Origin of the sequence: Modicisalibacter sp. MOD 31.J, from assembly GCF_020147985.1 — a bacterium.
In the GTDB taxonomy this organism is placed as follows: Bacteria; Pseudomonadota; Gammaproteobacteria; order Pseudomonadales; family Halomonadaceae; genus Modicisalibacter; species Modicisalibacter coralii.
On record NZ_JAGXFF010000001.1, the window covers coordinates 66,280 to 87,038 of the forward strand.

20 protein-coding genes are annotated in these 20,759 nt (G+C 67.8%); 11 read left to right on the forward strand and 9 right to left on the reverse strand.

What is annotated here, in order from left to right:
• Positions 1 to 13: 13 nt before the first annotated feature.
• Positions 14 to 1,600: a peptide ABC transporter substrate-binding protein gene (locus tag KGR00_RS00300; protein ID WP_224424098.1), complete on the reverse strand. Its 1,587-nt coding sequence runs from the start codon at positions 1,598 to 1,600 to the stop codon at positions 14 to 16.
• 264 nt (positions 1,601 to 1,864) lie between these two features.
• Positions 1,865 to 3,439: a peptide ABC transporter substrate-binding protein gene (locus KGR00_RS00305; protein ID WP_129140698.1), complete on the reverse strand. Its 1,575-nt coding sequence runs from the start codon at positions 3,437 to 3,439 to the stop codon at positions 1,865 to 1,867.
• 285 nt (positions 3,440 to 3,724) lie between these two features.
• On the opposite strand from KGR00_RS00305, the gene prfB reads away from it, so the two are divergent.
• The 7 genes from prfB (at position 3,725) to rimI (ending at position 10,339) form a co-directional block, all read left to right on the forward strand.
• A protein-coding gene (prfB, locus tag KGR00_RS00310; RefSeq protein ID WP_224418131.1) for a peptide chain release factor 2 occupies positions 3,725 to 4,823 on the forward strand; the annotation gives its coding sequence in 2 pieces (ribosomal slippage) (positions 3,725 to 3,799 and positions 3,801 to 4,823; 1,098 coding nt in all).
• Between the two features lie 185 nt (positions 4,824 to 5,008).
• The gene (gene lysS, locus KGR00_RS00315) at positions 5,009 to 6,559 is read left to right on the forward strand and encodes a lysine--tRNA ligase (protein ID WP_224418130.1); all 1,551 of its coding nucleotides are present in this window, start codon (positions 5,009 to 5,011) and stop codon (positions 6,557 to 6,559) included.
• 232 nt (positions 6,560 to 6,791) lie between these two features.
• A complete protein-coding gene (locus tag KGR00_RS00320; RefSeq protein WP_129140695.1) occupies positions 6,792 to 7,178 on the forward strand; it encodes a hypothetical protein in 387 nt (128 codons plus the stop codon).
• Between the two features lie 84 nt (positions 7,179 to 7,262).
• On the forward strand, positions 7,263 to 8,639 hold the full coding sequence (locus KGR00_RS00325; RefSeq protein ID WP_129140720.1) for an MFS transporter: 1,377 nt from the start codon (positions 7,263 to 7,265) through the stop codon (positions 8,637 to 8,639).
• 74 nt (positions 8,640 to 8,713) lie between these two features.
• On the forward strand, positions 8,714 to 9,025 hold the full coding sequence (locus KGR00_RS00330) for a BolA/IbaG family iron-sulfur metabolism protein (protein ID WP_129140694.1): 312 nt from the start codon (positions 8,714 to 8,716) through the stop codon (positions 9,023 to 9,025).
• Positions 9,015 to 9,875, forward strand: coding sequence for a hypothetical protein (locus tag KGR00_RS00335; RefSeq protein ID WP_224424099.1), 861 nt, complete (start codon positions 9,015 to 9,017; stop codon positions 9,873 to 9,875). The genes KGR00_RS00330 and KGR00_RS00335 overlap by 11 nt, the downstream gene beginning before the upstream one ends.
• The gene (gene rimI / locus KGR00_RS00340) at positions 9,872 to 10,339 is read left to right on the forward strand and encodes a ribosomal protein S18-alanine N-acetyltransferase (RefSeq protein ID WP_224418129.1); all 468 of its coding nucleotides are present in this window, start codon (positions 9,872 to 9,874) and stop codon (positions 10,337 to 10,339) included. The genes KGR00_RS00335 and rimI overlap by 4 nt, the downstream gene beginning before the upstream one ends.
• Before the next feature lie 86 nt (positions 10,340 to 10,425).
• On the opposite strand, the gene zapB is transcribed toward rimI, so the two are convergent.
• Positions 10,426 to 10,629 (reverse strand): cell division protein ZapB, encoded by a 204-nt coding sequence (gene zapB / locus KGR00_RS00345; RefSeq protein WP_129140691.1) that lies wholly within the window; start codon positions 10,627 to 10,629, stop codon positions 10,426 to 10,428.
• Between the two features lie 71 nt (positions 10,630 to 10,700).
• Positions 10,701 to 11,330, reverse strand: a complete 630-nt coding sequence (rsmD, locus tag KGR00_RS00350) for a 16S rRNA (guanine(966)-N(2))-methyltransferase RsmD (RefSeq protein WP_129140690.1) — start codon at positions 11,328 to 11,330, stop codon at positions 10,701 to 10,703.
• A gap of 90 nt (positions 11,331 to 11,420) precedes the next feature.
• On the opposite strand from rsmD, the gene ftsY reads away from it, so the two are divergent.
• From ftsY to rpoH, 4 genes are all read left to right on the forward strand, one after another.
• Positions 11,421 to 12,878, forward strand: a complete 1,458-nt coding sequence (ftsY, locus tag KGR00_RS00355) for a signal recognition particle-docking protein FtsY (RefSeq protein WP_224418128.1) — start codon at positions 11,421 to 11,423, stop codon at positions 12,876 to 12,878.
• 4 nt (positions 12,879 to 12,882) lie between these two features.
• A complete protein-coding gene (ftsE, locus tag KGR00_RS00360) occupies positions 12,883 to 13,566 on the forward strand; it encodes a cell division ATP-binding protein FtsE (protein ID WP_129140688.1) in 684 nt (227 codons plus the stop codon).
• A complete protein-coding gene (ftsX, locus tag KGR00_RS00365) occupies positions 13,563 to 14,546 on the forward strand; it encodes a permease-like cell division protein FtsX (RefSeq protein WP_129140687.1) in 984 nt (327 codons plus the stop codon). Before ftsE ends, ftsX begins: the two co-directional genes overlap by 4 nt.
• Before the next feature lie 165 nt (positions 14,547 to 14,711).
• Positions 14,712 to 15,578: an RNA polymerase sigma factor RpoH gene (rpoH, locus tag KGR00_RS00370; RefSeq protein WP_129140686.1), complete on the forward strand. Its 867-nt coding sequence runs from the start codon at positions 14,712 to 14,714 to the stop codon at positions 15,576 to 15,578.
• An 82-nt stretch (positions 15,579 to 15,660) separates the two neighbouring features.
• Here rpoH and slmA read toward each other — a convergent pair whose 3' ends face one another.
• From slmA to coaBC, 5 genes are all read right to left on the reverse strand, one after another.
• Positions 15,661 to 16,278: a nucleoid occlusion factor SlmA gene (gene slmA, locus KGR00_RS00375; RefSeq protein ID WP_129140685.1), complete on the reverse strand. Its 618-nt coding sequence runs from the start codon at positions 16,276 to 16,278 to the stop codon at positions 15,661 to 15,663.
• 127 nt (positions 16,279 to 16,405) lie between these two features.
• Complete coding sequence (argB, locus tag KGR00_RS00380; RefSeq protein ID WP_129140684.1) at positions 16,406 to 17,317, reverse strand: acetylglutamate kinase; 912 nt, start codon at positions 17,315 to 17,317, stop codon at positions 16,406 to 16,408.
• 63 nt (positions 17,318 to 17,380) lie between these two features.
• The gene (locus tag KGR00_RS00385) at positions 17,381 to 18,763 is read right to left on the reverse strand and encodes a phosphomannomutase/phosphoglucomutase (protein ID WP_129140683.1); all 1,383 of its coding nucleotides are present in this window, start codon (positions 18,761 to 18,763) and stop codon (positions 17,381 to 17,383) included.
• 88 nt (positions 18,764 to 18,851) lie between these two features.
• Positions 18,852 to 19,340: a dUTP diphosphatase gene (dut, locus tag KGR00_RS00390; RefSeq protein ID WP_129140682.1), complete on the reverse strand. Its 489-nt coding sequence runs from the start codon at positions 19,338 to 19,340 to the stop codon at positions 18,852 to 18,854.
• Positions 19,337 to 20,713, reverse strand: coding sequence for a bifunctional phosphopantothenoylcysteine decarboxylase/phosphopantothenate--cysteine ligase CoaBC (gene coaBC, locus KGR00_RS00395; protein WP_224418127.1), 1,377 nt, complete (start codon positions 20,711 to 20,713; stop codon positions 19,337 to 19,339). Before coaBC ends, dut begins: the two co-directional genes overlap by 4 nt.
• Positions 20,714 to 20,759 lie beyond the last annotated feature (46 nt).

Genomic DNA, 20,759 nt, shown 5'->3' on the forward strand with positions numbered 1-20,759 from the left:
GGGAGACAGCGGCTCACTCCGTGAACGACACCCAGCGCGAGGGGTGATCGTCCTCGGCGTTGTCCTGCCAGCCTTCGAGCGCGGGATTGACCAGGTTGCGGGTGACGTAGAACAGCAACGGGGCCAGGGCGTAATCGTCCAGTGCCACGTTTTCGGCCTTCTGAAGAAGCTGTTGACGCTTGTCGAGATCCTGCGTGTTAGCGGCCTGATCGAGCAGCTTGTCGTACTCGGGGTTGGAGTAGGCACCATAGTTGTTGCCGACACCGCTGCGCAGCAGGGTCAGGAAGTTCTCGGCGTCGTTGTAGTCGGCGATCCAGCCGGCGCGGGCGATGTCGAAGTCGCCTTGCTGAATGGTCTGATAATGGACGGTGGCCTCGGCATTGGTCATCTCGATTTCGACACCGAGGGGTTTCCACATCGCCGCCAGGGCGATGGCGATCTTCTTGTGCTCGTCGCTGGTATTGTATCGCAGCTGCAGGTGCAGCGGCTTGTCGGGGCCGTAGCCGGCTTCCTTGATCAGTTGCTTGGCCTTGGCCAGGCGCTCCTGATAGTCGCCATCGACGCCGTCCATATGCTGGACGTCGTAATGGCTGGTGCCGGGCGGCACCAGCGAGTAGGCATCCTTGAAGCTGCCGGCCATGATCTGTTCGGAAAGCACCTTGCGACGGACCACCAGGTTGAGCGCTTCCCGGACGCGCTCGTCCGCCGTTGGGCGACCCTCGCGGTTGTTGAGCACGTAGTAATAGGAGCCCAGCATCGGGCTCAGATGGGTAGCGTCGGGTAGATTGTCCTTGAGCCATTGATAACGGCTCGAGGGATAGTCACGAATGATGTCCAGTTCGCCGGCGCGGAAGCGCGAGATGGCGGCGTTGCGGTCCTCGGCGTTGAAGTAGTTGACGCCGTCGAGGGAAACGTCGGCGGCGTCATAGTACTCGGGATTCTTCTCGACGCTGATGCGTGACTGCGAGACCCACTCGACCGGCTTGAAGGCCCCGTTGGTGACGATATTGTCCACCTTGACCCACTGCTTGCCATACGCCTCGACGGCGTGCTTTGGCAATGGGTAGGCGGTGTAGTGGGTGAGTAATTGCAGAAAGAACGGCGTTGGTGACTCGAGTGTGACCTTGAGTGTCTTGCCGTCGTCCAGCGATTCTGCGCCGATGGCATCGAGGGGCTTGTCACCGGTGTTGATGGCTTCGGCGTTCTCGATCGGGTAGAGCAGGTAAGCGTATTTCGAGGCGCTCTTGGGATCGAGCAGATGCTGCCAGCCGAACACGAAGTCCTCGGCGGTGACCGGCTCGCCGTCGGACCACTTGGCATCGTCGCGCAGGTGGAAGGTGTAGGTCTTGCCGTCGTCGGAGATCTCCCAGTCGGTGGCCATGCCGGGCAGGACCTCACCCTTGGGGTTCTCCTTGAGCAGCCCTTCGTAGACGTCCATGAGGATCTGCGATTCCCAGACCCCACCCGAGACCTGTGAGGTATCGAAGGAGGCGAGTTCACCCATGACCCCGATGTTGAGGGTCTGGGCCTGGAGCGGCCCGGCCAGCGCGGCGGAGGATAGGGCGATGGCGGCGATCAGGGTATGACGTTTCAGACGCATTGGAATTCCCGGGTGTTGTTGTTGTCCCGATGACGTTCGCAGGCCGGGCAGACGCCGCGACGGGGGACAACCGGCCCCCGGGCGTCGCCTTGTCTTATGCTTAGCAGGCTCGCGAACCCGTGATTCATCAGACCATCGCTCACCCGAATCGGGGAGTCCATTTGGAATTTTGCATGAGTGTTTCAAAAATCGCATAGCGCCATGGCAAGGACCGATCGCCCCGCGCAGCCAGGCGGGGCGATTGTGAGAAAATTCACATGTCGGTCAGTCGCCGATATGGACCCAGCGGGAGGGGTGCATGTTCAGGGCGTTGTCGTGCCAGCCGTCGAGTGCCGGGTCGACCAGGTTGCGCGAGGTATAGACGTAGATCGGTGTCAGCGGGTAGTCGGCTAGACCGATGCGCTCGGCGTGTTCCATCAACGCTTCGCGCTCGTCGGCGTCCTGGGTGACGTCGGACTCGGCCATCAGGGCGTCGTACTGGTCGTTCTGATAGTCGCCGTAGTTGTTGCTTTCGGCCGAGAGCAACTGCAGGAAGTTCTGGGCGTCGTCGTAGCTGGAGATCCAGGCCGCGCGGGCGACCTGGAAGTCGCCGGCCATCAGGTCCTCGTAGTGCACGCTGGCTTCGGTGTGGCGGAGTTCGGCCTCGACCCCCAGCGGTTTCCACATCGCGGCGATCGCCACGGCGATCTGACGGTGCTCGTCGCCGCTGTTGTAGCGCAGCGTGAGGTGCAGGGGATGATCGGGGTCGTAGCCGGCCTCCTTCATCAACTGCCGGGCGCGCGCCTGACGCTCGTCGATGGGCTGCTGCAGGCCGGGCTGCGGCTGCGGCTGGTAGTGGTCGGTACCGGTCGGCACCAGGGCGTAGGCGGGCTCCACGGCTCCCTCGAGCAACTGGTCGGCGATCACCTCGCGGCGGATCGCCAGGCTCAGGGCCTCACGGATGCGCGGGTCGGCCACCGGCGAGTCGTCGGCGAGATTGAAGACGTAATAGTAGGTGCCCAGCGAGGGCGCCAGGTGGGTGGCTTCGGGCAGGTTCTCCTCGAGCCAGGGGTAGCGCGCCGCCGGGTAGTCGCGCAGGATGTCGAGCTCGCCGGCGCGGAAGCGCTGGATGCCGGCCTGCTTGTCCTCCATGGGGTGGAAGTCGACGCCGTCCAGAGTGACCGCGTCGGCGTCGTGGTAGCGGGGGTTCTTGACGGTCTCGAGGGTGCTATTGGACACCCAGTCGACCGGCTTGAAGGCGCCGTTGACGACGATGTTGGCCGGTTTGCTCCAGGCATCGCCGTAGCGCTCGACGGCGTGCTCGGGCAGCGGGTAGCCGAACGGCAGCACCAGGGTCTTGAAGAAGTAGGCGGCGGGCTCTGCCAGCGTCAGGCGCAATGTCCGGCCGTCGTCCAGCGACTCGGCACCCAGGGCGTCGAGCGGCTTGTCCCCGCTGTTGATGGCGCGGGCATTGACCAGCGGATAGAGGCGGTGGGCGTAGTTCGAGGCGGTCGCCGGGTCGAGCTGATGGCGAAAGGCGAACACGAAATCGTCGGCGGTGACCGGCTCGCCGTCGGACCACTCGGCGTCGCGCAGGTGAAAGGTATAGACGGTGCCGTCGTCGGAGATCTCCCAGTCGCTGGCCATGCCCGGAATCATCCGGCCGTCGGCGTCGATCGCCACCAGGCCCTCGAAGATATCGCGCAGCACGTCTTCCTCCCAGACGCCGCCGGTGACCCGGGCCGGGCTCAGCGAGCTGGGCGAGCCGGAGATGCCGATGTTGAGTGTCTGGGCCTGGAGCGAGAGCGAGGTCATACTGGCCGCGACGGCGAGCGCGGTGGCAAGACGAGTCGGTGACATGGATGCGGTTTCCTTGGATGAGCGTCGATGCCCTCAACCTTAGCGTATCCGCGAAGGCGACACAGGCCCTGTCGCGAGGCGGGTCGTCGCCAGGCGCGTCGGGGGCGCGTCTGGGCTGCGTTATTCCCCTTTGCCGGCCGACGCGCCACGCCGCGGGGACCCGCCGTCTCCGCGGGGCAGGATGACGCCTCACGGCGGTTTGGCTACAATGTCGGCCCTTGATCGCCGCGCCCGGCGTGGCCGGCGACGTCTTCACGCGGCTTTCGCACGTCGAGAAGGATCACCATGCAAGAGATCAATCCGATCAACCATCTCATCAAGGACCTGTCCGAGCGGACAGACGTCCTGAGGGGGTATCTTTGACTATGCCGAGAAGAAGGATCGGCTAGAAGAGGTCACCCGCGAGCTCGAGAACCCCGACGTCTGGAATGATCCCGACTACGCCCAGAAGCTCGGCAAGGAGCGGGCCAGTCTCGAGCAGATCGTCGCCACCATCGACGAGCTCGACAAGGGGCTCGCCGACAATCGCGAGCTGCTCGAGCTGGCGGTGATGGAAGAGGACGACGCCACCGTCGACGAGGTCAACCGGGAGCTCGGTCAGCTCGAGACGGCGCTGGAGAAGCTCGAGTTCCGGCGCATGTTCTCCGGCGAGATGGACGAGAACAACGCCTATCTCGACATCCAGGCCGGTTCCGGCGGTACCGAGGCCCAGGACTGGGCCAACATGCTGCTGCGCATGTACCTGCGCTGGGCCGAGCATCACGGTTTCAAGGCCGAGATCACCGAGCTGTCCGGCGGTGAGGTGGCGGGCATCAAGTCGGCGACCATTCACGTGCAGGGCGAGTACGCCTTCGGCTGGCTGCGCACCGAGACCGGTGTGCACCGACTGGTGCGCAAGAGTCCGTTCGATTCCGGCGGGCGTCGTCACACCTCGTTCGCCTCGGTGTTCCTGTCGCCGGAGATCGACGACAGCTTCGAGGTCGAGATCAATCCGGCCGACCTGCGCGTCGACACCTACCGTTCCAGCGGCGCCGGCGGCCAGCACGTCAACACCACCGATTCCGCGGTGCGTATCACCCACGAGCCGTCGGGCATCGTGGTGTCGTGTCAGAGTCAGCGCAGTCAGCACGCCAACCGCGACTTCGCCATGAAGCAGCTCAAGGCGAAGCTGTGGGAACTGGAGATGCAGAAGCGCAACGCCGCCAAGCAGGAGGCGGAGGAGAGCAAGGCCGACATCGGCTGGGGCAGCCAGATCCGCTCCTACGTGCTCGACGACCAGCGCATCAAGGACCTGCGGACCAGCGTGCAGACCAGCAACTGCGAGAAGGTGCTGGACGGGGATCTGGATCAGTTCATTGTAGCCAGCCTCAAACAAGGCCTTTGAGCGACGCTATTGCGCTCGACGAGGCGGTGTTGCGGCGCTGCTCATCATGCTCATGGACAACCGCGTCCACTGCGCTGATTCGCATCGCCGCGCCTTGCCTCGTCGTCGCTCATGACGCGTCTCGACCTGGGTGGCACCTTCATCGCGCCACAATCGATAGCGACCTTCCATAGACAGGCATAACCATGGCGAACCAGGACAACCAAGCGGCCGTCGAGGGCCAGGACGAGAACCGCCTGATCGCGGAGCGGCGCGCCAAGCTGGCGGCGCGCCGCGAGCAGGCCGCCGAGCGCGGCACGAGTGTCTTCCCCAACGATTTCCGGCGCGACAGCGCCGCCGCCGAGCTGCAGGCGGAACTGGGCGACAAGGACAAGGAGGCACTCGAGGCGCTGGATCGCCAGGCCGCGGTGGCCGGGCGGATCATGCGCAAGCGCGGGCCCTTCATCGTCATCCAGGACGTCTCCGGGCAGATCCAGCTCTACGTCGACAAGAAAGGGCTGCCGGCCGAGGTGCTCGACGACGTCAAGGGCTGGGACATCGGCGACATCGTCGCCGGGCGCGGCCCGGTCCACAAGTCCGGCAAGGGCGACCTGTACGTCAAGATGGACGATGCCCGGCTGCTGACCAAGAGCCTGCGGCCGCTGCCCGACAAGTTCCATGGCCTCACCGACCAGGAATCGCGCTATCGCCAGCGCTACGTCGACCTGATCATGAACGCCGACTCGCGGCGGGTGTTCGAGACCCGCGCCCGGGTGATCAGCGCCATGCGCCGGTTCTTCGAGGATCACGGCTTCATGGAGGTCGAGACGCCGATGCTGCAGCCGATCCCTGGCGGCGCCACGGCCCGGCCGTTCATCACCCACCACAATGCGCTGGACATCGACATGTACCTGCGCATCGCCCCCGAGCTCTATCTCAAGCGGCTGGTGGTGGGCGGCTTCGAGCGGGTCTTCGAGATCAACCGCAACTTCCGCAACGAGGGGCTGTCGACGCGGCACAACCCCGAGTTCACCATGATCGAGTTCTACCAGGCCTACGCGGACTACCATGACCTGATGGACCTCACCGAGGCCATGCTGCGCGAGGTCACCCAGCGCGTGCTCGGCACCACCATCGTGACCAACACCGTGCGCGATGCCGAGGGCGAGGTGCTGGAGAGCGTCGAGTACGATTTCGGCCAGCGGTTGCGCCGGCTGAGCGTGTTCGACGCCATTCTCGAGTACAACCCCGAGATCCGCGCCGAGGCACTGGCCGACGAGTCCGCCGCCCGCCAGATTGCCGAACGCCTGGACATCGACGTCAAGGATGGCTGGGGGCTGGGCAAGGTGCAGATCGAGATCTTCGAGAAGACCGTCGAACACCGTCTTCAGGAGCCGACCTTCATCACCGACTACCCGACCGAGGTCAGCCCGCTGGCACGGCGCAAGGATAGCGATCCCTTCGTCACCGACCGCTTCGAGTTCTTCGTCGGCGGGCGCGAGATCGCCAACGGCTTCTCGGAGCTCAACGACGCCGAGGATCAGGCCGAGCGTTTCGCCGCCCAGGCCGCCGAGAAGGACGCCGGCGATCTCGAGGCGATGTATTACGATGCCGACTACATTCGTGCGCTCGAGCACGGCCTGCCGCCCACCGCGGGCGAGGGCATCGGCATCGACCGGCTGGTGATGCTGCTCACCGACAGCGCCTCGATCCGCGACGTGCTGCTGTTCCCGGCCATGCGCCCTGCCGCGGACTGAAGGCGCGGCGCGGGGATTCGCTTTGCTCATGTACAACCTCGTACATTCCGCCAGCGACTCCCCGTGCGCCCTGGCGCTAGCTCGCCGCCTTCTGCGATATCCGGCGGGTCGCTCGCTCCCGCCCGAGGCGGCTCGCTCGGGAAGTATTGGTAAGGGGCGCGCCGAACGCCCATAATGATCGGCGTTTTACTGGCGCGGCACATCCGTCGCGGCACCTTCGAGGAGAGTCCCGATGAAACTGCTCAACCGCTCCGCGCTGAGCGTCAAGCCCACCCAGGCGTTCGTGGACTGGGTCAACTCGCTGGAGCCGACCGTCGGCGAGGACGACCTGACGCTCGACGATGTCGACCGCGAGAGCACGGTGTACCTGATTCCCGAGATGGATACCCCGGAAGCGCTCCAGGCCTACGTGCGCGAGCGCTACATGGACATCCTCGAGAACGAGCTGCGGGCCTGGGAGGAAGACACGCGGCAGTGGCCGCAGACCCTGGACTGGCCGCTCTTCGAGCGCTTTCTCAACGTCGAGCACAGCTATCTGGCGCTGGACCTCGAGGACGAGGAGCCGATCGAGATCTCCGACATCGACGACGAACTGCTGATGGAAACCGACGAGGACTGATGCATCGGTGAGTGGTTCGCGACACCCCCACGCCTTTCTGCCCCTTTCGTGCGCTGACGGCCGTCGGATTCGCCCGGCGTGCTGATGCGCCGCCTGTTCGAGACCCGGCCCGGCGATGACGGGTTGCCCGGCCCTCAGCGGCGCTGGGCGCTGCTGGTCATGGTGCTGGGCACGCTGATGGCGGTCTTCGACGGCGGCATCGTCAACATCGCCCTGCCCACGCTGGCCCGCGAGCTCGACATCAGCGGCTCCCGCGCGGTGTGGATCACCAATGTCTACCAGCTGGTCAGCGCCTCGTCGCTGCTGGCCTTCGCCGCCCTGAGCCGGCTCGTCGGGCGTCACCGGCTGTACATCGGCGGGCTGGCGGTGTTCACCCTGGCCTCGCTGGCCTGCGCGCTGTCGCGGGATTTCGCCTGGCTGGTGGGGTCGCGCGTGGTGCAGGGGCTGGGCGCGGCGGCGATGCTCTCCATCGGTCCGTCGATGTACCGGGTGATCTTCCCCGCGCGGCTGCTCGGCTCGGCGATCGGCGTCGGCGCTCTGGTGGTGGCGTTCGGCATCGCCTTCGGTCCGTCGCTGGGTGGCGGTATCCTCTATCTGGCCAGTTGGCCCTGGCTGTTCGCCATCAACGTGCCGATCGGCATTGCCGCCTTCCTGCTGGCGCTCAAGGCGTTGCCGCGGGAGGCCGCCGAAGCGGGGCGCTTCGACTGGCCCGGGGCGCTGCTGTCGGCGGCGATGGTGTCGAGCTTCGTGTTCGCCCTCGACAAGCTGGGCCATGGCGGTTTGCGCCTCGGTGCCCTGGCGCCGCTGGCGTTGAGTGTGGTCTGCCTGGTCGCCTTCGTCTGGCGCCAGCGGCGGGCCGTCACCCCGTTGGTGCCGCTGGTGATGTTCCGCGAGGTGCGCTTCAGCGTGGCGGCGATGATCTCGATGCTGGCGTTCATCGCCCAGGGGGCCTCGTTCGTCGGCCTGCCGTTTTTGTTCCAGACCGTGATGGGGCTCAGCCCGATCGCCTCGGCGGTCCTCTTCACCCCCTGGCCGCTGGCGCTGATGGTTACCGGGCCCTTCGCCGGGCGCCTGGCGGATCGCTTCAACCCCACGGCGATCTCCTCGCTGGGGCTGGCGCTGTTCCTGCTGGGGATGCTGTCGCTGGCGCTGCTGGGCGAGGCCGCCGCGACCGGCGACATCGTCTGGCGGGTGGCGCTGTGCGGCATCGGTTACGGCATCTTCCAGGCCCCCAACAACCGCGAGATGATCGGCAGCGTGCCGATGGCCTACAGCGCCAACGCCTCGGGTGTGCTGGCCTCGGTGCGCACCTTCGGTCAGGCGGTGGGTACCGCGCTGGTGGGGCTGGTCCTGGCGCTGTCGTTCGGCTCCCTGACCCTGGCGCTGTGGCTGGGGGTGGCCAGCGTCGCCCTGGGCCTGGGGCTGAGTCTATGGCGGATTCCGCTGGCACGCCGTAACTGATACGTCCGGTCGTCGCTTATCGCCGGTGGGCGCGAGACGTTACAATGATCGCCATCGATTCAGGAGGAATCTCCATGAGTGTTCAGGCACGCATCGAAGACAAGCTACGCGAACTCGAACCCGTGCATCTGGTCGTCGAGAACGAGAGTCACATGCACCATGTGCCACCCGATTCCGAGACGCACTTCAAGGTGACGCTGGTGTCGTCGCGTTTCGAGGGGCTGATGCCGGTGAAGCGCCATCAGCAGATCTATGCCGCGCTGGCCGAGGAGCTTTCCGGTCCCGTCCACGCCCTGGCGCTGCATCTCTACACGCCGGCGGAGTGGGAGGCCCGTGGCAACGCGCGTCCCGATTCGCCCAACTGCCGAGGTGGCGGTGGCCGCTGACGCCGGCTCGCGCGCGCTGGGCGAACCGCAGCGCGCCCAGTACCTCGAGGCCATGGGGCTGACGCCCTGGGTCAGTCGCTACCGGCTGCCCAACGCGCTGGAAACCCCCGAGTGCGACTGGCAAGCCCCGGCGGCCGAGCCGCAGACGCCGCCCGCCCAGCGCCTGCATGCCCTGCTCGATGCGCCGGCGACGCCGGCTTCCGACCCGGCCCCCGCCGAAACGGCGCCGCCGCGGCCCGCCCGGGCGCCGGTCAAGCGCGCCCGGGCCCTGCTCGGCGAGACCCCGGCCGACGACACCTCGCACGCCCCCGACACCCGGGAAGCGCCCGTCGCCACGGCGGCGCCTTCCGCCGAGCCCTCGCGGCAGGAGCCGCTGCGCTTCACCCTGCAGGTCGCCGCGCTCGATGGCCGCTGGCTGGTCGTGCAGCCGGGCGAGGCCGCGCCCGACGGCCAGGCACTGACGCTTTTCGCCAACCTGCTGCGGGCCGGCGGCATCGAACTGGCCGGCCCTCCCGACTTTCAGCACTTCCGCTGGCCGCTGATGCCGGACATTCCCGCCGAAGCGCCACTGGAGGAGGCCCGCGATGGCCTGCGCGCCTTCATCGAGGGCCGTCGCCGGCGTGGCTGGAACCCTGAACGGGTGCTGCTGTTCGGCGCCGACGAGACGCTCGCGCGGGTGCTCGACCTGGCGGACGATCGCAGCGGCCTGCTGGGCCTTCCGGTCTGGCAGAGCGTGTCGCTGGCCGAGCTGAGCCGCTCGGCCAGCGCCAAGCGCGATCTCTGGCCACGGCTCGCCGAGTGGCGAGACGCCTGGCATCACCCCGGCGCCGAGCCGGCGAGTGACGCATGAGCGACGCCCTGAGACGCCTGACGCCCGACGACCTGGCGGCACTGGTCGCGTTGGAAAGCGCTGGGCAACCCCACCCGTGGCGCGAGGCGACGCTCGCCGCGGCGCTAGCGGATCCCGGCTACGAACTCTGGGGGGTGGTGGACGACACGCAGACGCTGATCGGGTATGCGGCCCTCTCCCGCCTGCCGTTCGATGCCGAACTCCAGGCGATCACCGTCGCCCCGGCGGCGCGCCGTCGCGGTATCGCCAGCAGGTTGCTCGAGCGTGTGCTCGCGCGGGCCGCGGGCTGGGGCAGCGAACGGCTGTTGCTCGAGGTGCGCGAATCCAACCTGGCGGCGCGGAGCCTGTACGCGGCACTGGGCTTTGGGGTCGATGGGCGTCGCCGTGGCTATTATCCGCTGCCGGACGGCGGTAGCGAGGCGGCGGTGCTGATGTCGCGTGCGCTCTCACCCACAGCGGGCTGAGGCAGGCGTCGGCAGGGCAGGGGCAGGGAGGTCGAGCGCCGCGGCGGGCGACGCTCGCAAGACGGGAAAACGCGGGCCGGGGCGGATCAGGAAAGGCTGGCGGTCTCGTTGCTCTCGAGTTCGCGGAACTTTTCCAGCAGGGCGCTCAGGCGCCGCTCCCACTCGTCGTGCTCCTGCTTGAGGCGGGCGTTCTCCTCGCGCAGTTCCTCGGCTTCCATCTTGAGCATCTCGAGCGACTCGACGGCGTTGGTGACCTTCTGTTCGAGCTGGTTGAAAAGTTCGCTGCTCATGCGTTTCTCCTGGTCGCTGCTTGCAGTGTCTGGGGCCTTGACAGGGGCCAGCGTACGCCGTGGCACGAGGCTCAGCAAGCGTCGCCCGGCGGCGACGCCAGACGGTGATAGAGCCGGCCGCGGGTGTCGCCGGCGCGTACCTCGCGGTGCAGCGACCAGGCCCCCGGCAGGTTCGGTTCGAGCTCGCTCTCGTGCTCGACGTAGACCCAGGCCCCGGCGGCCAGCCAGCCGCCGCTTTCCAGGGCCGCACAGGTCGGTTCCAGATACCCCTGGCGAAACGGCGGGTCGAGGAAGACCAGCTCGAAGGGGGTCGCCGGGCCGGCGAGATAGGCTTGCGTGTCGCCGCCCACCACGCGGGCCTCGACCCCCAGCGTGACCACGTTGGCTTCCAGGGCGCGGGCCACCGCCGGCTGCGCCTCGACGAACACCGCCTGCGCCGCACCGCGTGACAGGGCCTCGAGACCCAGCGCACCGGTGCCGGCGTAGAGATCCAGCACGCGCCGCCCGGCGAGCTCGAAGGCCAGCCAGTTGAACAGCGTTTCGCGGACGCGGTCGGGGGTGGGGCGTAACCCGGGACTGTCGGGCACGCTCAACAGGCGACGCTTGAAGCGCCCGCCGATGATGCGCAGCTTGCCGCCGCGCGGCGACGTGGCCCGGTCGGTGCGCCGCGGCGCGGGCTTGCGGGAACGATGACGACTCATGGTCGGCGGATTGTACGCGCGCCGTGTCCACAGTGGTAGCGGGCGGTGTTAGGATACCGGCATCGTTTTCCTTCCCGGTCAAGACTGCCCATGTTCGGTTTTTTCAAGCGCAAGAAGACACAGCAGGACCCCGCGGCGCGTGACGACGCGCGGGAGGCCTCGGTCGACGAGACCGAGGTCGAGGAGGCCGCCGAACGCGGCGAGTCCGACGCGGCCGAGGCGCCGGTTCACGAGGTCGACCCGCAGCGTGAGCCGGCGGCCGCCTATTCCCCTGACACGCTCGAGCAGACCGCGGCCCGTGAGGCCCTCGACGGTGATGTCGCCACCGGCGAGGCGCGCAGCGCACTCGACGAGACGCCGGCCGTCGCGCCTGGCGAGTCGCTGGCCGAGCCGGCCGCGCCCAGCGCGGACGAGCGCCGTGCCGAGGCGGCCCACGAGCCCGCCGACTCGCTGGGCGACCCGGCGGCGCCGGATGACGCCGAGGCCCCCGGGCGCGAAACCGAAACCGTCGAGTCCGTCGAGGTCAGCGAACCCGCGCAGGCCAACGACGACGACGCGCCCGAGGCCGATCATGCCACCGCCGGTCGCGACAAGCCGCGCGGCGAGAAGAAGGGCTGGCTGGCGCGCATCCGTGCCGGGCTCGGCAAGACCCGCGCCAATCTCACCGAGGGCCTCGCCGATCTATTTCTGGGCAAGAAGCAGATCGACGACGACCTGATGGAGGACCTCGAGACCCAGTTGCTGATGGCCGACGTGGGCATCGAGGCCACCACCGAGATCATCGACAACCTCACCGAGCGCGTCTCGCGCAAGGAACTCAAGGACCCGCAGGCGCTGTTCCAGGCGTTGCAGGAGGAGTTGACCACCCTGCTCGCGCCGGTGACCACGCCGCTCGCCCTGCCGCCCAAGGGCGAAGGGCCGTTCGTGATCCTGATGGTCGGCGTCAACGGCGTGGGCAAGACCACCACCATCGGCAAGCTGACCCAGCGCTTCCAGAACGAGGGGCGCAGCGTGATGCTCGCCGCCGGCGACACCTTCCGCGCCGCGGCGGTGGAACAGCTCAAGGTATGGGGCGAGCGCAACCGGGTGCCGGTGATTGCCCAGCACACCGGCGCCGACAGCGCCTCGGTGATCTACGATGCCCTGGCCGCCGCCAAGGCGCGCGGCGTCGACGTGCTGATCGCCGATACCGCCGGACGGCTGCACAACAAGAGCCATCTGATGGAGGAGCTCAAGAAGGTCCAGCGGGTGATGGCCAAGCTCGATGCGCAGGCCCCGCACGAAGTGATGCTGGTGCTCGATGCCGGCACCGGCCAGAACGCGCTGTCCCAGGCGCAGACCTTCAACGAGGCGATCCCGGTCACCGGCATTACCCTGACCAAGCTCGACGGTACCGCCAAGGGCGGGATCATCTTCGCGCTGGCCAAGCAGCTGGCGACGCCGATCCGTTTCATCGGCGTCGGCGAGACGCTCGACGATCTGCGGCCCTTCGCCGCCGAGGACTTCGTGACGGCGCTGTTCGATCGCGACGCGTCGGCGGAATCGTGAGCGCATGATCGCCTTCGAGCACGTCGGCAAACGCTACGGCGGACGTTTCGAGGCGCTGGCCGACATCGACTTCCGGGTCGAGCGCGGCGAGATGCTGTTTCTCACCGGCCACTCCGGGGCCGGCAAGAGTTCGCTGCTGCGCCTGATCATGCGCCTGGAGCGGCCGTCGCGGGGGCGGCTGCTGATCGCCGGCTACGACATCGACCGGCTGCACATCAGCCAGGTGCCCTATTACCGCCGCCAGATCGGCGTGGTCTTCCAGGACCACCAGTTGCTCTTCGACCGCGACGTCTTCGCCAACGTCGCCCTGCCGCTGGAGATCCAGGGCTTCGAGCCCCGCGAGGCCGCTCGCCGGGTGCGCGCCGCGCTCGACAAGGTGGGCCTGCTCCATCGCGAGCGGGCGCTGCCCGTCGAGCTTTCCAGCGGCGAGCAGCAGCGCGTGGGGATAGCCCGGGCGGTGGTCAACAAGCCGCCGCTGCTGCTCGCCGACGAGCCCACCGGCAACCTCGATCCGCAGTTGTCCGCCGACATCATGCGGCTGTTCGAGGAGTTCAACCGCATCGGCACCACGGTGATGATCGCCAGTCACGACCTGGCGCTGATCGCGCGATTGCGCCATCGGGTGCTGCGCTTGCGCGAGGGGCGGCTGGTCAGCGACGAACAGGTCAGCGACGGAGGAGCGCCATGAGCCCGCCACCCACGCCCCAGGGGGCGCGGCGCCGCGGGGCGCGCAGCCAGCGTACCGGGCTCGACAGCCGCGCGCGTGCCTGGTTGCGTCATCACCGCGCCATGCTCGGCGACAGTGCCCGGCGCCTGCTGCGCCAGCCGGTCGCCAGCCTGCTGACGATGCTCGCCATCGGCATCGCGCTGATCCTGCCCACCGGCCTGTGGCTGGCGCTGTCCGGCGCCAGCGGGGTGGGCCAGCGGCTGCAGGAGAGCGCCACGCTGACGGTCTATCTGGCGCCCGCGGTGAGCGAGCGCCAGGCCATGACGATCGCCGATACCCTGCGCCAGCATCCCGAGGTCGCCGGCGCGCGGCTGATCACCGCCGCCGAGGGCATGGCGGAATTCCAGCAGGCGCTGGGGCTCGACGATGCCCTGGCCGAACTCGACGACAACCCGCTGCCGGCCAGCGTGGTGATCACGCCGACCGATACCGCGCCGGCGGCGGTGCGCGATCTCGGCGAGCAACTCGACGCTGTCGACGGCGTCGACGAGGTGCGCGTCGATCTGGCCTGGCTGGAGCGTCTGCGGCGTCTGGCGGAACTCGGCCGGCGCCTGACGCTGGCGCTGGGCGTGCTGTTCGGTCTGGGAGCGCTGCTGGTGGTCGGCAACACCATTCGCCTGTCGGTGGAGAGCCGGCGTCGCGAGATCGAGGTGGTGACGCTGATCGGCGCGACCCATGCCTTCGTGCGGCGCCCCTTCCTCTACAGCGGTGCCTGGTACGGGCTGGGCGGCGGGGTGGTGGCCTGGCTGCTGCTGGCCGTCGGCGGACAGTGGCTGGCCGGGCCGATACGCGCCCTGGCGGCGAGCTACGGGGCCCAGTTCAGTCTGCCCCATCTGGGGGTCGGGGGCTCGGCAGTGCTGCTGGTTTCGAGTACACTATTGGGCTGGCTGGGCGGTTGGGTTGCCGTGCACCGGCATCTCGCCGAAACCCGTCCGCGCTAGCGCTAGATCAACAAGATGCTTCACCGGCCGCGAGAGGCTTGCACGAAAGTTGAACTTCTCTCTACGCTTAGTGTCCGAGGTACGGGACAAGACGGTTAGGTCACTAACCGATTCCGGGAGAGCCCGGGAGGCTCCCCTTTCAAGGGCAACATGGAGACATCCTGCATGAGCACCAGTCTTCAGCCTATTGGCCATCTGTCACCCGGCCATGACCTGAACGGCTACATTCAGGCAGTCAACGGGATTCCGGTCCTGACCGCCGACGAAGAGCGCGAACTTGCCTTCCGTCTGCACGACGAGAACGATCTCGAGGCGGCGCGTCGTCTGGTCATGGCCCATCTGCGTTTCGTGGTCCACATCGCCCGCAGCTATTCCGGTTACGGGCTGCCGCAGGCCGACCTCATCCAGGAAGGTAACGTCGGCCTGATGAAGGCGGTCAAGCGCTTCGACCCCAACCAGGGCGTGCGCCTGGTGTCGTTTGCCGTGCACTGGATCAAGGCCGAGATTCACGAATACGTGCTGCGTAACTGGCGGATCGTCAAGGTCGCCACCACCAAGGCCCAGCGCAAGCTGTTCTTCAACCTGCGCAGCGCCAAGAAGCGCCTCGCCTGGCTGAACACCGACGAGGTCGATGCCATCGCCAAGGATCTCGACGTCAAGCCCGAGGTGGTGCGCGAGATGGAAGGGCGACTGTCCGCCTTCGATGCCGGCTTCGACGCCTCGCCCAGCGAGGAAGAGGACCAGGGCTATCAGGCGCCGGCCCACTATCTCGACGATGCCAGCTACGATCCGGCGACCCAGCTCGAGGACAGCGACTGGGAGGCGGATTCCACCCGTCGCCTGCAGGATGCGCTGGCCAGCCTCGACGAACGCTCCCAGGACATCCTCCAGCGCCGCTGGCTGGCCGAGAGCAAGGCCACCCTGCACGAGCTGGCCGATGTCTACGGTGTCTCCGCCGAGCGGATTCGCCAGCTCGAGAAGAACGCCATGAAGAAGATCCGTCAGCAGCTCGGCGAGTCGCTGGTCGCCTGACCCCGACGCGTCCCGATTCTCCGGTTGCCCGACGACGAATGCCCGGCCATGAGCCGGGCATTTTCGTGGGCGTGCGGTTCGCTCAGGCCCGGCTGGCCTGGGGCACGGGGATCATCAGCTCGTGCGACAGCCGCTGCCAGTGCTCTTCCCAGTTGTCGGTGGGGCGGCGCCGGAAGTCGCTGCGCACGTACTGACCGATGCGCCCTTCGGCGTAGGCGAGCAGCAGGTTGGCGGCCGAGGAGACCGGCAGCGTCGGGCGCAGCCCCTCGTGGAGCTCGGCCTCGCGCAATACCTGCTTGAGCTGGGTCTCGAGACGCTCGAAGAGCTGCCCCATGCGCACGCGCAGCCGCGCGGTCTCGCCGGTCAGGGCGTCGCCGTTGAGCAGCCGGCACAGGCCGGGGTTCTTTTCCGCGAAGCCCAGCAGCAGCATCAGAATGTGCCGACAGCGGGGCAGCGCCTCGGGCGTTTCGTCGAGTATCCGGCGGATGCGCTCGAACAGCGAGGCCTCGATGAACTCGATGAGACCTTCGAACATGCGCGCCTTGCTGGGGAAGTGGCGATACAGCGCCGCCTCGGAGACACCGACCTGACGGGCCAGCGACGCCGTGGTGATGCGCTTGCCACTGTCCTCCTCGAGCATCAGCGCCAGCGCCTGGAGGATCTGCTCCCGGCGACTTTGCTTGGTGGTTGCCTGCGTCATGAGTTCTTCTAATAGTTTGGTTTTTTGCCAATCGTACTGGCGGGCCTGCTCCGGGGCAAACCGGAGTCAGGCTTTTTACGCATTAATCTAATCATTGGCGGATCGGCAACGCCGATCGGCGCGACGCTCAGGTCTCGGGCGGGGCCAGGTTGGAGATCAGCGTGCCGACCCCGGCATTGGTGAAGATCTCGAGCAGCGTGGCGTGGGGGACGCGGCCGTCGATGATGTGCGAGCTGACCACGCCGCCCTTGACGGCTTCCAGCGCGCAGCGAATCTTGGGCAGCATGCCGCCGTGGATGGTGCCGTCGGCGATCAGGGCGTCGACCTGCTGGGTGGTCAGGCCGGTGAGCACCTCGCCGTCGGCGTTCATCAACCCGGCGACGTTGGTCAGCAGCATCAGTTTTTCGGCCTGGAGCGCCTCGGCGACCTTGCCGGCCACCAGATCGGCGTTGATGTTGTAGCTGCGCCCCTCGCCATCGACGCCGATCGGCGCGATCACCGGGATGAAATCCCGGGCGGTGAGCATCTCGATCAGGTCGGTGGAGATGTGCTCGACCTCGCCGACGTGACCGATGTCGATGATCTCGGTGGCGGTCATCTCCGGCGTGCGGTGCTCGACCTTGAGCTGCCGGGCGCGGATCTGGCCGCCGTCCTTGCCGGTCAGGCCGATCGCCTTGCCGCCGCACTGGTTGATCAGGTTGACGATGCCCTTGTTGACCAGCCCGCCGAGAACCATCTCGACGACGTCCATGGTCGCGGCATCGGTGACGCGCATGCCGCCGACGAAGCGCGACTCGATCTTGAGCTTGTCGAGCAGTTCGCCGATCTGCGGCCCGCCACCGTGCACCACCACCGGATTGATGCCGACTTCCTTCATCAGCACCATGTCGCGGGCGAAGGAGTCGACCAGGGTGTCCTCGGTCATGGCGTTGCCGCCGTACTTGACCACCACGGTCTTGCCGGAGAAGCGCTGGATATAGGGCAGCGCCTCGGAGAGCACCTCGACCACGAGGCGGGGGTCGCGGGATTGTTCGCTCATTGGCGATCGGTCTCCTCAGTCTGAAACGGGTCGCCGGCCCGAAAGCCGGCGACCGGTGAGCGCCTAGAAAGGCAGTTCGGCGTCGGGGGCGACCTGCTTCAGGGCATCGCGGAAGCGCCCCTGGACGCGTTCGAGGGCCTCCTGGGTCTTGCCCTCGAAGCGCAGTACCAGCACCGGGGTGGTGTTGGAGGCGCGGCACAGGCCCCAGCCGTCGGGGTAGTCGACGCGGATGCCGTCGAGGGTGGTCTTGACGCCCTCGTCGCCGAAGTCGCCCTCGCGGGCCAGCTTGTCGACGATGGCGAACTTGTTGTCGTCGGTGACCTTGACGTTGAGTTCGGGGGTGCCGAGATCCTGCGGGAAGCGCGCGAAGAAGGTATCGGCGTCGTCCTGCTGCTTGGCGAGGATCTCCAGCAGCCGCGCGGCACCGTAGAGGCCGTCGTCGAAACCGTACCAACGCTCCTTGAAGAAGATATGGCCGCTCATCTCGCCGGCCAGCTGGGCGCCGGTCTCCTTCATGCGCGCCTTGATCAGCGAATGGCCGGTGCGCCACATCTCCGGCTCGCCGCCGGCGTCGTCGATCACCTTGGCGAGATTGCCGGTGCACTTGACGTCGAAGATCACCTTGGCGCCCGGGTTGCGCTCGAGCATGTCCTCGGCGAAGGCCATCATCAGCCGGTCGGGATAGATCACCTCGCCCTTGGGCGTGACCACGCCGAGACGGTCGCCGTCGCCATCGAAGGCCAGGCCGATGTCGGCGTGGGTTTCCTTGACGGTGCGGATCACGTCCTGGAGGTTCTCGAGCTTGCCCGGGTCGGGATGGTGATTGGGGAAGTCGCCGTCGATCTCGTCGAACAGCGTCACGGTCTCGGCGCCGAGGCGCTCGATGAGCTTGGGTCCCAGCTCGCCGGCCACGCCGTTGCCGCAGTCGACCACTGCCTTGATCGGCCCTTCGAGGGTGACGTCGCCGACGATACGATCCAGGTAGGCATCGCGAACGTCCTGTTCGCTGACCTGGCCGTCGCCCGTGGCGAAATCGTCGTCGGCGATGCGCTGGTAGAGCGCGGTGATCGCATCGCCGGACAGCGTCTCGCCGCCCAGCACGATCTTGAAGCCGTTGTAGTCGGGGGGGTTGTGGCTGCCGGTGACCACCACCCCGGAACGGGTGCCCTCGAGGGTGTTGGTGGCGAAGTAGAGCACCGGGGTGGGCACCATGCCGATGTCGATCACGTCGCGGCCGGCGGCGGTCAGCCCCTTCATCAGGGCGGCCTGCAGGCGCGGCCCGGAATGCCGGCCGTCGCGGGCGACGATCACCGTGGATTCGCCGCGTGCGGCGGCCTCGCTGCCGATCGCCCGGCCGATCAGTTCGACACTGGCCTCGGTGAGGGTGTCGTCGACGGTGCCGCGGATATCGTAGGCGCGGAAGATGGACGGGGTTATCTCGCTCATGGGTCCCTCCTTGGTCATGGGATGAAGCGGTGGGGTGGCTATCTAACCACCCAGTCTAGTCGGGCAGTGCCGGCGACACTGCGACGTGTCAGTGCCGGCCCGAGTGGCCGAAGCCGCCTTCGCCGCGCTGACTGGCGGCGAAATCGTCGACGACGTCGACGTCGGCCTGCACCACGGGAACGAGCACGAACTGGGCCAGACGCTCGCCGGGTTCGAGGACGAAGGGCTCGCGACCGCGGTTCCAGACCGAGATCATCAGCTCGCCCTGGTAGTCGGAATCGATCAGTCCGACCAGATTGCCCAGCACGATGCCGTGCTTGTGGCCCAGGCCCGAGCGCGGCAGCACCATGCCGGCGAGCCCCGGGTCGGCGATGTGCACGGCCAGGCCGGTGCGCACCAGCTCGCTGTCGCCGGGGGCCAGCGTCAGCGGTTCGTCGAGCAGCGCGCGCAGGTCCATGCCGGCGCTGCCGGTGGTGGCGTAGTGCGGCAGCGGATGGGCGTGGACGCGTTCGTCGAGAATCTTCACGGCCAGCTTGGGCCGGGTGGCGTCGATCGCCGGGGGCGAGGTGTCGTTCATCGGGAGTCCTGTCGGGACGGATCGGGAGAGGTGGAAGACTGGGTGGCGCGGGCGCGAAAGCGCACCAGCACCTGTTCGATCACCGCCGCGGCGAGATCCTGCTTGGTCTGCGCCGGCAGCTCCAGGCGGCCCGGCTCGCGAGCGTCATTGCGCCACAGCACCAGCGCGGCGTTGCGATCCGAGCCGAAGCCCAGTCCGGCGCGCGAGACGTCGTTGGCGACGATCATGTCGAGGTTCTTGCGCGCGAGCTTGTCGCGGGCATAGGCCTCCAGATCCCGGGTCTCGGCGGCGAAGCCGACCACGAAGGGCCGCGTGGCCTCGGCGGCGATGGTGGCGATGATGTCGGGATTCTCGACCAGCGTCAGGGTCGGCGCGTCTTGGTTGTCGACCTTCTTGATCTTGTGCTCGGCGGCACGCGCGACCCGGTAGTCGGAGACCGCCGCGCAGCCGATGAAGACATCACTGTCGACGACGGCCTCGCGGGCGGCGGCGAGCATCTCCTCGGCCGAGACGACATCGATGCGCTCGACGCCGGGCGGGGTTGGCAACGATACCGGCCCGCTGATCAGGCGTACCCGGGCGCCGCGCGCGGCGGCGGCGGCGGCCAGGGCATAGCCCATCTTGCCCGAACTGTGGTTCGAGAGATAACGCACCGGATCGATCGCCTCGCGGGTCGGGCCGGCGGTGATCGTCAGGGTCAGCCCGGCCGCGTCGGCACCGCCGGACACCGGGTCGGGGGGCGCGGTATCGGGCGCCGTGACAGGCACGGCATCGGGCGCCATGGCAGGCGCGTCGTCGGGCGCCATGGCAGGCGCGTCGTCGGGCGCCGCCAGGAGCCGTTCGACGATCGCCTCGGGCTCGAGCATGCGCCCGGCGCCGACATCGCCGCAGGCCTGGTCGCCGCTGTCGGGGCCCAGCAGCCGCCAGCCGTAGCCTTCGAGGCGGCGGGCGTTGTCGCGGGTCGCCGGGTGCGCCCACATCGCCTGGTTCATCGCCGGCGCCATCAGGCATTCGGCGCCGGTGGCCAGGCACAGGGTGGTGAGCAGGTCGTCGGCGTGGCCATGGGCGAGACGGGCCATCAGATCGGCGGTGGCCGGGGCGATCAGCACCAGCTCGGCCCAGCGGGCCAGCTCGATGTGGCCCATGCCGGCTTCCGCCTCGGGATCGAGCAGCGAGGTGCGCACCGCCTCGCCGGTCAGCGCCTGGAAGGTCATCGGCGCGATGAAGGCCTGGGCGCCCTCGGTCATCACCACCCGCACGTCGGCGCCCGCCTTCTTGAGCAGGCGGGCGAGCACGGCGCTCTTGTAGGCGGCGATACCGGCGCTGACGCCGAGCAGGATGCGTTTTCCGGACAAGGAGACGCGGCGGGACATGGCCATTCACCCCGGGGAAATAATCGCCAACTCTATCATTTTGCGT